Here is a 12700-nt window from a genome sequence, read left to right as displayed (position 1 = left end):
TGAAACAGGTAGCTCCGCAGGAAGCCAGTCCGGCCAGGTTCAGGCTTCCTTTACAAACAGGTAGCCTTTACTGCGTACCGTCTTGATGCGTCGAGGGTGGACCGGATCATCACCAATTTTCGGCCGGATTCTGGACACCCTGACATCAATCGAACGATCCTGGCCATCATACTCAATGCCCCGCAAGGCTGTGAATATCTCTTCCCTGCTCAGCACCCGGCCGGCACTTCTGGCCAGCAGCCACAACAGATCAAACTCGGCGCTGGTCAGGTCAATGCTCTCGTCATTGAGCCAGGCCTCGCGCATGGAGCAGTCCACCACCAGATCATTGAACTGCAGCCGCACCGGCTCGACGGGTGCTTCGTTGTCCGCTTCCGAGTGCCCGTTAACGCCACTGCCCGAGCGCCGCAACAGGGCCCGGATACGGGCCAGTAACACCCGGGGCTTGACCGGTTTGCCGACATAGTCGTCGGCGCCCATCTCGAGACCCAGTACCTGATCCAGGTCATCGGTGCGGGCGGTCAGCATGATAATCGGGCGATTATAGAACGGTCGTACCCGGCGACAGATCGAAAGTCCATCCTCACCGGGCAGCATCAGATCCAGCACCACCAGGTCTGGTTGTTCGTTACGGATTCTTTCAACTGCATTGCCACCATGAGTCTCAAGACTGACCACCAGACCGTTGCTTTCGAGGTACTCACGGGTCAGGTCTGCCAATCGCTCATCATCTTCGACAATCAGTATGCGCCAGCCTTCGTTTGTCTGTTCCACGCCGTCCATCTCTAATTATGTTTTTCCGATAGCAGTCGACAACTGCTCTGAGGGCCTGCCTGCTTCATGTAACAGCAATTATACATGCTGTAGCTGAAAATACATGTTGCCACTATCTGTTACCCAATGTGACAAAAGGCGCCATGCCCCTGAACTCTGGCACAAAAATCCCGGTACCGCCATGTCATCTGCCGTTCATGGATCCTTAACCCCGCTGTCACGACCTGGTCATAGGCTGAAAGCCTAAACAAGTCAGCGAGAATACAGCCTATGACCGCTCAGCCGATCCGCTCCGTCCAGCAAGCCCGCCGCCTCATCACCGAGGTTACCCGTGACCCGGCCCGGATACGAGAGGCCCAGGAATTGCGTTACCGGGTATTTTCCGAAGAATACGGCTGCGATCTGGGGGCAGTCGAGCCAGGCCTTGACGCCGACCAGTTTGATTCGCGCTGCGACCACCTCATGGTAAGCGACAGCAGCACCGGAACCCTGGTGGCGACAACCCGGATTCTGCGATCCGCCGATGCCGCCCTGGCCGGCGGTTTCTACTCCGAAGGCGAGTTCGACCTGTCGACGCTGCTAAACAATACCGGCAACGTCGCCGAACTTGGCCGCACCTGCGTACATCCGGATTATCGCAACGGTGCCACTATTGGCCTGCTCTGGGCCACCCTGGCCGGCTGGCTGGACCAGCACAAGGTCGATCAGATCATTGGCTGTGCCAGCATCGGTATGTCGGATGGCGGGCATCGCGCCTGGCGTATTGCCCGTCACCTCCAGGACCGGTATCTTTCAGATAACGAGTTCCGGGTTCAGCCCAGACGGGCGTTACCCCATCTGATGCACACCAGCCATGAGAACCGGCCGGTAGAGGATATCCCGGCACTCCTTCGGGCCTATATGCGTCTTGGCGCAAAGGTCTGCGGGGAACCCTGCTGGGATCCGGAGTTCCGCTGTGCAGACTTGCTGGTGATGCTGCAGGTGAGTCAGCTGGCAGCCAGGTACAACAGGCATTTTATGCGCCAGCCTGCCTGAGCATCAGACCCGGCTGGAACGGAACACATCCATTAACTTGTCGGGGAATGCCATGGCGCCGGTTCGTCTGCTGATTCGGTCAGTGATGTTTTTCGTGTTTCTGCTGGCCACCGCGCTGATTGCGGTTGCCATTGCTGTGACCGAACGAATAACGGGTCGCTCATTGCCCCGGGCAGCCATCGCGCAATCCTGTTTTCGGGCCTATGTCCGCTGCCTGGGCCTTCGGGTTACCGTCAGCGGCCAGCAGCAGGCAGGCCCGGCACTCTACCTCAGCAACCATATTTCCTGGACGGATATTCCGGTGCTGGGCAGTCTCTGGCCACTGCGTTTTCTGTCAAAGGCGGAAGTGGCGTCATGGCCGGTGATCGGCTGGCTGTCGCGGCAGGCAGGCACGCTGTACATCAGACGTGGTGGTGGTGAAGCAGCAGCAAAGCGCCAGGATATTGCGGCCGCTCTTCGCGACGGCGAATCCGTGCTGATCTTCCCGGAGGGCACAACCTCCTCAGGGCTCACCGTACTTCCCTTCTTCCCCCGCCTGATCGGCGCCGCCATTAACGCGGGAGTGCCCATTGTTCCGGTCAGCATTGCCTATCTCAGAAATGGCGAACCCTGTCACCTGTCGCCGTTTATCGGTGACGACGGCTTCCATCAGCACGCTCCGCGGATAATGGCGGCACCCGGGCCTGAAGTCCGGGTGATCTGTCATCCGGCAGTGGTACCCCTTGCGGGGGAATCAACCAGGGATCTCAGTAACCGGGTTCGGGAGGTGATTCTCCAGGGACTGAAGACCACCCTTCAGGACGCTGGCGTCAAGGGGCTCCCGGCCGCCAGTTCATCGTCCGATGCCTGCCGGACAGCGATGATGTCCAGATCAAAGTAAAGGGTCAGACCCGCCAGGGGATGATTGGCATCAACCCGTACCAGGTTGCCATCGATTCCTGTGACCTTGACCACCTGGGCGTCGTCGCCGGTGTTGGTCTGAAAGGTCATACCCACCTGAAGGTTTTCCACCCCTTCGAAGGCTGAACGCGGCACTCTGCGGACCAGTTCAGGATCATGTTCTCCGTAAGCCATCGCCGGGGGTATGGTTACCTCCAGGCAATCGCCCGGAGCACGCCCGCTGACCGCTTCCTGGATGCCCCGGATCACTGTATCTGACCCCAGCATGAAGTGCAGCGGCTCGCCTCCCTCGGAGGTATCAACAACCTCGCCCGTCTGATTTTTCAGGCGATAGTGAACGGTATACACAGCAGGTCTTTGCATCAGTGATGATTCTCGTTTGACGATGAAACAGCCCCCGTCTGAAGCAGTCCCAGGGCAACAAGGCGGCGATCAAGCCGGGCTTTGGGACTGAACGCCCCGGCGAGATCCATCCGCTTCAGGAAAGGCTGCAAACCGGGATGGCCGGGGTCGGTGGCCAGAGCCCGGCAAAGGGTCGCCAGTGTACCACGCCGGGTCGCAGTTTCGGACTTCAGCCAGGTCAGGGCCTTACCCAGGATCCGCTCGACGTCGGTAAAGTCACAACCGAAGGGAAACGCCGGAAAGGCATCGTCACCGCAAACGGCCAATGCCTTGGCCACGGCCTCAGGGGTGTTGTTCTGCCAGTCTTCCGGCAGCCGGAAATCCCGGCTCACCTTGCCGGCGTTGCGGGCCTGTTCCAGCAGTTGCGGCTGAAAACGGGCATCGGCGACAGCGATCAACGCCAGGTACACGGCCTCATCCGGCTTGCCCCGCAGATCGGCAATACCGTACTCGGTGATCACCACATCCCGCAAATGCCGGGGAATGGTGCAGTGACCGTAACTGAAGACGATATTGGACACCGTTTCACCGCCACTTTCCCGGGTGCTGCGCAGCGCTATTACCGAACGGGCGTCTTTGAGCTCATGGGCCATTGCCACGAAATTGTACTGGCCTCCCACGCCGCTGATCACCCGGCCATCTTCCAGACCGTCCGACACCGCCCCTCCACCAAGGGTCACCATCATGGCGGAATTGATGAACCGGGCCTGGCGCCGCTGAGCCACCTTGAGCGCCTGATTGCCAAAACGGTGATCGTACAGATCGTTGATATAATTCACGCTGGTCATCGAGATCAGCTCGCGCTCCTCATCCGTCAGATCCCGTAACTGCTGATAGAACGACGCCGGCCCCACATAGAAACCGCCGTGGAGAACGACACCCTGCTGTTCCGGCACGGGGTCACCACGGTCGGCCTTCGCCTGCAGCTCCGGATCATCGTAGACACGCCGCTTCAGGATCCCGGCCTTGAGCAGGTGGATAAAGCCGTCCACCATCATCTCGCTGCAGCCGTACAAACCTTTGACAAAGGGTTCGCGACCCCCGATCGCCTCAGCCAGCGGGCAGCGTGAAGACATCTCCAGGGCCTCACCGAGCCGCTTCCAGGTTGCATTTTGCTGATGGCGCATCAGCGTACTGTGAACCACAGCCGCACCCAGCGAGCCAATACCCACCTGAAGAGTGCCACCATCCCGGATCAGCGAACTGGCGTAAAAGCCGATCAGGTGATCTGCCGGAGAGATGGCCATCTGGGGCACCGGGAACAGCGGATAGTCATCTTCCGGGTGCTCCAGGATCAGGTCAAACGCGGTGTCGGCCACCGCCGCGTGATGCCCCAGCCAGGGCAGGTAGTGATTGATTTCGGCAGCAATGGCGACCGCCGTACCCTCGACCTGGCGCAGATCCAGCAGTGGCAACAGGTCCAGCGTGAGGTCCGGATTGCAGCTCAGGCTCAGGTCGCCGCCGGGTGCCTGCGGTGGTGCCACCATCTGCGCAATCACGTTGATTCCCTGTGCCATCAGATCCCTTACGGCATGGGTATAGTTGGTGCAGACATAATTCTGCTGCTGCTCCGGATAGGTCAGATATCGGCCAGCCTGGAAGAAAAACTCTGAGACAGTGACGTTTTCAGGCAGATCTCCAGTCACCACATCACGGGCATAGTCCAGCTCCGGCTGGTCACCATAAAGGCGTTCAAGAAAGGGGCCGAGAAAACGACGTTCCAGAGACGAGGCCGGCGTCGGTGGCAACAGGGACAACGCAGTCACAATGTGCAGCGAAATCGACGTATCGTTGCAGGCCCGCTGATAAAGCGCATTGGCCAGCCTTACCGGCTTGCCAAGCCCGAGAGGCAGCCCCAGTACCAGATGGGTGCCGACCTTGTCGATGATGGCCTGCACGCAGGCATCCGGTTCACTGGTTCGCAATGGGGTCCGGACGACCGCAGAATCGGATGAGCTATCCATAACGCAAATGTCTCCGTGAGAGGGTCCGCGCACCGTCAACAGGGCCGTGGCGCGCATAATCACAGGAATCATCCCACGTCGGCGGTGGACTCTCAAACATCAGCAACGACAGGTTACCGGGCGGTAAGCAGAGGAACCTGTCCAGACGGCAGGAGACGCGCAACCAGCCCGGCAGACGGATCAGAAAGAATGGCGGAAGACGGGGAAAAAGAAGTGAAAAGGGACAGCTAGCCCGGACTCAGAATCTCCAGGAAAGGTTCAACGCGGCGCCCTCGTTGATCAGCGCAATGGAGTGGTCCGGGGCCATGGGATCCGATGCGTAATGGCGACTTACTTTCTGGGTCGGAGCCAGCTTCCAGCTCAACAGCCGGGCACCAAGATCAAACAGCGCATCTTCACCATCGTAGACAAAATCACCCGCCATTCGGTGTTGAAGATCACGCACGCTCTCGGTGTACATTTCCCGGGGCAGGACCTCATGTTCTCCCGCTTCGGCACGCACAACAAAGGCTACGGCGTTCAGCAGCAACAATGCGATAAAGAGGCGAATAATCATGAGGGTTTCCGTCCATTTTCGGGTGCCGCGAATGGTAGGCATCTTCAGTTCTAAAGTCTAAAGATTTGTCGTCAGAACACTGTGATTTAAAGCACATGGACGCCGGCTTTTTGCAACGGATCAACATTGTTTTGTAACGGTTTGTATCCGCCTCGCAGGCTATTTCCTGGCCGGGACCGGACATGAAAAAGCCCGGCGTCAGGAGCCGGGCTTTTTGCAGGCGGGTTCAGCCGGCAATCAGGGACATGGATAGGTAAATTCCCGGTGCAGCTCTTCCAGCGCATCAAGAACCGTCTGGTCAAGGGTTACCTCGGCAGAGCCGATGTTTTCCCGCAGCTGTTCCATGGAGGTAGCACCGATAATATTGGCAGTCACAAAGCTGCGGCTGTTGACCCAGGCGAGCGCGAGCTGGGCGGGCGTCAGACCGTGTTCACGGGCCAGTGCCACATAGGCGGCGGTTGCCCTTTCGGCACGTTCACCGGCATAGCGGCTGAACCGTTTGTACAGGGTGATGCGGGCACCCTCCGGTCGCTTGCCATCGAGGTATTTGCCCGACAGCATACCGAACGCCAGGGGCGAATAAGCCAGCAGGCCCACCTGCTCGCGGTGGGCAATTTCCGCCAGCCCCTGCTCGAAGGTGCGGTTCAGCAGGCTGTAGGGGTTCTGGATACTGACCGGACGCGGCCAGCCCCGGGTTTCCGCCAGGTGCAGGTAACGCATGGTGCCCCAGGGGGTCTCGTTGGACAGTCCCACATGGCGAATCTTGCCTTCCGTGACCAGTTCATTCAGCGCGTCGAGTGTCTCCTCGATGGGGGTCGCCTGCTCCTCAGTCTTGTGGGAGTACCCCAGCTTGCCAAAGAAGTTGGTATTGCGATCCGGCCAGTGCACCTGATACAGATCGATATAATCGGTCTTCAGCCGCCTGAGGCTTTGTTCGCAGGCTTCACGGACATGATCACGGGTCAGCCGCGGGCCGCCACGCAGGTAAGTCAGCCCATTACCCGGACCGGCCACCTTGGAGGCAATCACCAGATCATCCCGACGGCCACGCCGGGCCAGCCAGTTGCCCAGGTAGGTCTCGGTCAGCCCCTGGGTTTCCGCCCGTGGAGGCACCGGGTACATTTCGGCGGCGTCGATAAAGTTGATGCCCTGTGCAGTGGCATAGTCCAGCTGTTCAAAGGCCTCCTGTTCGGTATTCTGCTCACCCCAGGTCATTGTACCCAGGCAGATAAGGCTCACATCCAGACCGGTCTGGCCCAGCTTACGCGTCTCCATGAATCCTCCGTCGCTCAATGATCGGACCGGTCACAAACCGGCCCTGGTGTTGTTATTACCCCAGCCCTTGCCGCACAAGGCTTCAAGGGATTGTCATCAGTCTGCAGCCCAACTGTCACAATTGATTTCCATAGTGGTAACAGGGACAGCGGCGCTATCGCAGCCGGCCAAACCATTACGGCGTCGCTCCATCAACGGGTGTTACGGCTAAAGAGGTTACCCTCAACCCGCGGATTCATCCAGCAAGGCGACATCATGAGCGAACAGTCAAAGCCAGGACCGACCAGTGCAGACATCGCCATTGTTTCCGAAACCTTTCCACCGGAAGTCAATGGCGTGGCCAATACCTTGCGCCATTTATGCCAGGGCCTGATGTCCCGGGGCCACCGGGTATCTGTAATACGTCCGGCTCAGTCAACGGATTGCGGCAGCCCCCTGCCAGGCAGCAACCGGCTGTGGGCTATCGAACATACCGTAAGAGGACTCCCGCTGCCGGGGTACCCGGAACTGCAGTTCGGACTGGCAAGAGCCGCCACGCTGAGGAAACTGTGGGAACAGCAGCGGCCTGATGTTATCTACGTAGCAACCCAGGGACCACTGGGTATCGCTGCGGTCAGTGCCGCAAGGCAACTGGGCATTCCGGTCAGTTCCGGATTTCACACCAACTTCCACAGCTACAGCCGCCACTACCGCGCCGGCTTTATCGAACGGCTGCTGCGCGCCTACGGCCGCTGGTTCCACAACCGCACCGACGTAACCCTGGTCCCGACCCGACAGATGGCAGGGGTGGTCACAGCCATGGGCATTCACCCTGTCAATGTCTGGAGCCGGGGTGTTGACTGCCAGCGCTTCGCTCCCCACAAGCGGGATCCGGAGCTGCGCTCACAATGGGGCCTTCAGCAGGATGCCCCGGCCGTGCTCTATGTAGGTCGACTGGCCAGCGAAAAAAACCTGCAGCTGGCGGTGTCCTGTTTCGAGCGCATCCACGCACTTCATCCCCAGGCGCGTTTTGTGCTGGTGGGCAATGGCCCCCTGCGCGAAAAGCTTGCCCGGGAGCATCCAGATTACATTTTTTGCGGCATTCAGCGCGGCGAAAGTCTGGCCCGCCATTACGCCTCCGGCGATATTTTCCTGTTTCCCAGCAAAACCGACACCTTTGGCAATGTGGTGACGGAAGCTTTGGCAAGTGGGCTGGCAGTGGTGGCCTTTGACGACGCAGCGGCAGCGGAACATCTGCGCCATGAAGAAAACGGCATGAAAGCGTCACTGGATGACGACGAAACCTTCGTGGAGCACGCCCTAACCCTGGTGCAGCAACATACCTTGCAGTGCCGTATCCGCCACCAGGCGAGACTGGATGCCCTGGATCTGGACTGGCCATCCCGTATTGAACAATTCGAGCAGTTAACCCTGACCCTGAAAACAAGGACACGCCACCATGCCATTTCCCAGGGTATCCCGCTTATTTGACCAGGTTGACCAGGCAGAATATGCGTTCTGTCGCGCCATCAATCAGGGGCTGCGTTTCCGGCCGCTGCTGGGTTACTTCCAGGTGGTCAGCAGACTCGGCGATGGCTGGCTGTGGTACGCCCTGATTCTGGCCCTGCCCCTGCTGGAGCCGGAACGGGGCCTGGCTGTCGCCCTGCTGATGGCCCTCACTGGCCTGATCTGTACCCTCATCTATAAAAGCCTGAAGAAATCCCTGGTACGGGAACGACCATTCATCTCCTTTCCCGCCATTCACTGCGGCATACCGCCACTGGATCGCTACAGCTTTCCATCCGGCCACACCCTGCATGCCGTGGCCTTTACCACGCTGCTGGCCGTCGCCCTGCCGACCCTTGCCTTGATTTTGCTGCCCTTCACCCTCAGCGTCGCCGCATCCCGGGTGATTCTGGGCTTGCACTACCCCACCGACGTGCTGGCAGGCGCTGGCATTGGTGGTTGCCTGGGATTGGTCGCCGGCATCTGGGGGATGACACCGCTGCTACAGGCGCTGGTCTGAACCACCAGCGGAGAAGGTTCACTCAAACAGCCGCAGCTGCGTGACCGGCGCGGCGTCATCCCGAAAGCGAACACCCAGGCCGAGTAACCGGACCGGTCGTTGCGGATCAGTCACCAGCTCGTCCAGCAATGGCTGATAATCCTCCAGCGCTGGCTGCCGGACATTGTCCCGTATCCGCTCCAGGGTGTGGGTGGAGAAATCGCTGTAACGGATTTTGACAAAGAGCTTGTGCACCGGTTTCGGATGCTGCTTGCGGGTCAGGCGCTGGCCGAGCTCATCCGTCAGTGACTGCAGCATGGCATCGCAGGCAACTTTTCCGGGCAGGTCCCGGGAGAAGGTCCGCTCGACGCTGACGGACTTGGCGGCCCGGGTAATCACCACCGCCCGGTCATCCTGCCCTCGGGCCATATCGTAGAGCCGCAGCCCCTGACGCCCGAAGCTGTTGACCAGGTCAGCCTGGGACAGACGCTGGAGATCGCCGCAGGTCTGAATGCCAAGTTCATGGAGCCGCCCTGCGGTTACCTTGCCGACACCGAACAGCTTTTCCACCGGCAGCGGCAGAACGAAATCGTCAATCTGATCCGGCGTAATCACAAACAGGCCATCGGGTTTGCGCCAGTCGCTGGCGATCTTGGCCAGAAACTTGTTGGGGGCCACCCCCGCCGAGACCGTTATACCCACCTTGTCTTTCACCTGGCCACGAATGAACTCCGCCATTCGGGTAGCGCTGCCCTGAAAGCGGTCAACATCGGTAACATCAAGAAAGGCTTCATCCAGAGAAAGAGGTTCCACCTGATCGGTCAGCTGCCGGAAAATAGCCATGATCTGTCGGGAGGCCTCCCGGTAACGGGGGAAATCCGGAGGCACGGTGACCAGGTCCGGGCACAGACGCCGGGCTTCGCCGCCCGGCATGGCAGACCGGACACCGAAAGCCCGGGCCCGGTAGTTACAGGTGGTCACCACGCCCCGGCCCTCCTGGCCTCCAACCGCCAGCGGCACGTTCCGCAGTGAAGGGTCGTCCCGCATTTCTACCGCAGCATAGAAGCAGTCACAGTCGATATGAATGATCTTGCGCTGAACCATAGCCCTGCCCTGCACCGCCAGGAATAATACATGTATATTTGTACAGCCTTGTATCTTACGTTAACTTGCAGAGAATGTCAGACATTCACAGCAAGGAGCTGAACCGCCATGAGTCATCCCATTCCGGATTCTCAGACCCGTACTGAACTGGAAGCCGCCGCCTTTCGTCGCCTGGTCAGTCATTTGCAGGCACACCCCGAGGTCCAGAATATTGACCTGATGAACCTGGCCGGATTCTGTCGCAACTGCCTTTCCAAATGGCTGCGAGAGGAGGCCGGCGAGCACGCCATCGAACTGCCGGATGCCGCCGCCCGGGAAATGATCTACGGCATGCCCTACGACGACTGGAAAGCGCTTTACCAGAAAGGTCCCAGGCAGGATCATTCGGCCCCCAGTTCCCACACCGACCATAACCGGTAAACTAACAGCATGAACCTGAACGAATCCCTGCGCATCCACCTGGCGTCCCTCGCCGCCGGCCACTCTGATTTCGAAGACACCCTGGCCCTGATCGAGCGACACTTTGTTTACCAGCCTGTCGGCTTCCACAACGGCCCGCATTTCAACGCGGCGGGGGTCAACGAAGGTTCCTGCAAGGTGTTTGCCCTGGCACAGACCGGCAACCTCAACGAGAGTGATACGCTCAACCTGTTCGGGCGTCATTACCGGGACGTACTGGCCGACCCCGGCGGTGACAGCCACAGTAATATCCGCCAGTTCATCGGTACTGGCTGGTCCGGCATCCGCTTCGAGGGCAGCCCCCTGCGACCGGTCTCCGCCAGCGGCGAGGGAGCAATTGGATGACTGAAGCAATCCGGGACAGTGGTCAGCCGGCCTTCCAGCTCAAAAGCAGCAGTGTATCGCTGACATCACTTGAGCTTGCCTATTTTGATACCGAATCCTTCGAGGAAGCTCTGCGTGACAAGATCCGGCAGGCGCCGGGCTTTTTCCGGGACATTCCGATGATCATCAGCCTGGAGCGCTACCAGGGCCCCACTGCCGAGCTGGACTTTTTCAAACTGATCGGCATTTGCCGCCGTCACCAGATTCACGTGGTTGGCGTGCGTGGTGGCGACGAAGATCAGCGCCGTCTGGCCCGCCATGCAGCCCTGGCCCTGCTGCCGGCAGCCACCAACCGCCGCAGCGCCACAGAGCCGGCGAATGATCCGGCGGCGGCACCAGCGCCCACGGAGCCTGTCGCCACCGTTGCGGAAAGCAGCAGTAACCCGGCACCGGCCCGTATCGTCAGCCAGCCTGTACGTTCCGGGCAGCAAATATACGCCCCTGACGGTGATTTAATTGTTCTGGCCTCGGTTCAGGCTGGCGCGGAGGTACTTGCGGCAGGTAACATCCACGTTTACGGCCCGCTAAGAGGCCGGGCACTGGCCGGAGTCAACGGACTGGAGTCCGCCCGGGTTTTCTGCCAGTCACTGGAGGCCGAACTGGTTTCCATTGCCGGCCATTACAAGATTTCTGAAGATCTGCAGGAAACCGGCTGGAAAACACCGGTGCAGATCCAGCTCAGGGACGATCTGCTGGTGGTGACACCACTGGAACGGACCTGAGCCAGGAGCCCGATACGGGCACCCGCAATCCAACATCAGCAGACAGGATCGCAACCTTGGCTAGAATCATTGTTGTCACATCAGGAAAGGGAGGCGTCGGCAAAACCACCACCAGCGCCTCGATCAGTACTGGCCTGGCCCGCCGCGGCCACAAGACCGTCGTTATCGATTTCGATGTCGGCCTGCGCAACCTCGACCTGATCATGAACTGCGAACGCCGGGTGGTGTACGACTTCGTCAACGTGATTCAGGGCGAAGCCACCCTTAACCAGGCCCTGATCCGCGACAAGCGGGTCCAGACGCTCTACATCCTGCCCGCGTCCCAGACCCGGGAAAAAGAAGCCCTCACCAAAGAGGGGGTTGAGCGGGTGATCAACGAACTCTCCCAGACCTTTGACTACATTGTCTGCGACTCCCCGGCAGGTATTGAACACGGCGCCCTGATGGCTCTGTACTATGCCGACGAAGCCATTGTGGTGACCAACCCGGAAGTATCCTCGGTGCGGGACTCGGACCGCATTCTCGGCATTCTGCAAAGCAAGTCACGGCGGGCCGAAATGGGTCAAGATCCGGTCAAGGAGCACCTGTTGCTGACCCGCTATAATCCTGCCCGGGTCGAGAAAGGTGAGATGCTGTCCGTGGCAGACGTCGAGGAAATTCTGGCCATCCCCCTGCTGGGTGTGATCCCGGAATCCCAGGTGGTGCTGAACGCTTCCAACCAGGGGTTGCCGGTTATCCTCGAAGATCAGAGTGATGCCGGTCAGGCCTACGACGATGCGGTAGCCCGCCTGCTGGGCGAAGAGCGGGAACATCGCTTCATGACCGCCGAGAAGAAAGGTTTCTTCACGCGGATGTTCAAGGGGTGAAAAGGATGAGCTTGCTCGATTACTTCAAAAGCCGTAAATCTGCAGGCACCGCCAATGTAGCCAAAGAACGGTTGCAGATCATCGTGGCCCACGAAAGAGGCCAGCGGCAGCAGCCGGATTATCTCCCTGCCCTGCAGCAGGAATTGCTTGCGGTTATCCGCAAATACGTCCAGATTGACGATGACATGGTTCAGGTGGAAGTGGACCGTAACGGTAGCTGCTCAATTCTGGAGCTGAACGTTACCCTGCCGGAAAAACCCTGACCCAGCGCGGTA

General features: G+C 59.5%; 15 protein-coding genes. 9 read left to right on the top strand and 6 right to left on the bottom strand.

Going from position 1 to position 12700, the window contains the following annotated elements:
• Positions 1-39: 39 nt before the first annotated feature.
• On the bottom strand, positions 40-783 hold the full coding sequence (locus tag AAC035_RS02865) for a response regulator (protein WP_339799764.1): 744 nt from the start codon (positions 781-783) through the stop codon (positions 40-42).
• Between the two features lie 261 nt (positions 784-1044).
• Here AAC035_RS02865 and AAC035_RS02860 point away from each other — a divergent pair, with 261 nt between their 5' ends.
• Positions 1045-1809: a GNAT family N-acyltransferase gene (locus tag AAC035_RS02860; RefSeq protein ID WP_339799762.1), complete on the top strand. Its 765-nt coding sequence runs from the start codon at positions 1045-1047 to the stop codon at positions 1807-1809.
• Between the two features lie 52 nt (positions 1810-1861).
• Entirely contained in the window at positions 1862-2689 is an 828-nt protein-coding gene (locus AAC035_RS02855) for a lysophospholipid acyltransferase family protein (protein ID WP_339799760.1), read from the top strand.
• Here the strand turns inward: AAC035_RS02855 and AAC035_RS02850 are convergent.
• The 4 genes from AAC035_RS02850 to AAC035_RS02835 form a co-directional block, all read right to left on the bottom strand.
• On the bottom strand, positions 2605-3072 hold the full coding sequence (locus AAC035_RS02850; RefSeq protein ID WP_339799758.1) for a peptidylprolyl isomerase: 468 nt from the start codon (positions 3070-3072) through the stop codon (positions 2605-2607). The two genes, AAC035_RS02855 and AAC035_RS02850, sit on opposite strands and share 85 nt — an antisense overlap.
• Positions 3072-5075 carry an acetyl-CoA hydrolase/transferase C-terminal domain-containing protein gene (locus AAC035_RS02845; RefSeq protein WP_339799756.1) on the bottom strand — a complete coding sequence of 668 codons (2004 nt, stop codon included), beginning with the start codon at positions 5073-5075 and terminating at the stop codon, positions 3072-3074. The genes AAC035_RS02850 and AAC035_RS02845 overlap by 1 nt, the downstream gene beginning before the upstream one ends.
• 238 nt (positions 5076-5313) lie before the next feature.
• Positions 5314-5631, bottom strand: a complete 318-nt coding sequence (locus AAC035_RS02840; RefSeq protein WP_339799754.1) for a hypothetical protein — start codon at positions 5629-5631, stop codon at positions 5314-5316.
• Between the two features lie 237 nt (positions 5632-5868).
• Positions 5869-6906, bottom strand: a complete 1038-nt coding sequence (locus AAC035_RS02835; RefSeq protein WP_339799752.1) for an NADP(H)-dependent aldo-keto reductase — start codon at positions 6904-6906, stop codon at positions 5869-5871.
• A 255-nt stretch (positions 6907-7161) separates the two neighbouring features.
• Here AAC035_RS02835 and AAC035_RS02830 point away from each other — a divergent pair, with 255 nt between their 5' ends.
• Positions 7162-8376 carry a glycosyltransferase family 1 protein gene (locus AAC035_RS02830; RefSeq protein WP_339799750.1) on the top strand — a complete coding sequence of 405 codons (1215 nt, stop codon included), beginning with the start codon at positions 7162-7164 and terminating at the stop codon, positions 8374-8376.
• Positions 8345-8911, top strand: coding sequence for a phosphatase PAP2 family protein (locus AAC035_RS02825; RefSeq protein WP_339799749.1), 567 nt, complete (start codon positions 8345-8347; stop codon positions 8909-8911). Before AAC035_RS02830 ends, AAC035_RS02825 begins: the two co-directional genes overlap by 32 nt.
• A gap of 18 nt (positions 8912-8929) precedes the next feature.
• Here AAC035_RS02825 and dinB read toward each other — a convergent pair whose 3' ends face one another.
• Positions 8930-9994 (bottom strand): DNA polymerase IV, encoded by a 1065-nt coding sequence (gene dinB, locus AAC035_RS02820; RefSeq protein WP_339799747.1) that lies wholly within the window; start codon positions 9992-9994, stop codon positions 8930-8932.
• A 108-nt stretch (positions 9995-10102) separates the two neighbouring features.
• Between dinB and AAC035_RS02815 the strand changes: the two genes are divergently transcribed.
• The 5 genes from AAC035_RS02815 to minE are packed head-to-tail and all read left to right on the top strand — an operon-like array spanning position 10103 to position 12688.
• The gene (locus tag AAC035_RS02815; protein WP_339799745.1) at positions 10103-10414 is read left to right on the top strand and encodes a DUF1244 domain-containing protein; all 312 of its coding nucleotides are present in this window, start codon (positions 10103-10105) and stop codon (positions 10412-10414) included.
• 9 nt (positions 10415-10423) lie between these two features.
• The gene (locus tag AAC035_RS02810) at positions 10424-10798 is read left to right on the top strand and encodes a HopJ type III effector protein (RefSeq protein ID WP_339799743.1); all 375 of its coding nucleotides are present in this window, start codon (positions 10424-10426) and stop codon (positions 10796-10798) included.
• Positions 10795-11559 carry a septum site-determining protein MinC gene (gene minC / locus AAC035_RS02805; protein ID WP_339799741.1) on the top strand — a complete coding sequence of 255 codons (765 nt, stop codon included), beginning with the start codon at positions 10795-10797 and terminating at the stop codon, positions 11557-11559. The genes AAC035_RS02810 and minC overlap by 4 nt, the downstream gene beginning before the upstream one ends.
• A 56-nt stretch (positions 11560-11615) precedes the next feature.
• The gene (minD, locus tag AAC035_RS02800) at positions 11616-12425 is read left to right on the top strand and encodes a septum site-determining protein MinD (RefSeq protein WP_339799740.1); all 810 of its coding nucleotides are present in this window, start codon (positions 11616-11618) and stop codon (positions 12423-12425) included.
• A gap of 5 nt (positions 12426-12430) precedes the next feature.
• On the top strand, positions 12431-12688 hold the full coding sequence (gene minE, locus AAC035_RS02795; protein WP_339799738.1) for a cell division topological specificity factor MinE: 258 nt from the start codon (positions 12431-12433) through the stop codon (positions 12686-12688).
• The last annotated feature ends 12 nt before the right edge of the window (positions 12689-12700 follow it).

The organism is uncultured Marinobacter sp. (assembly GCF_963974375.1).
In the GTDB taxonomy this organism is placed as follows: domain Bacteria; phylum Pseudomonadota; class Gammaproteobacteria; order Pseudomonadales; family Oleiphilaceae; genus Marinobacter.
Note: the sequence above shows the minus strand (reverse complement) of the source record. Positions and strands in the feature narration are given on the sequence as shown.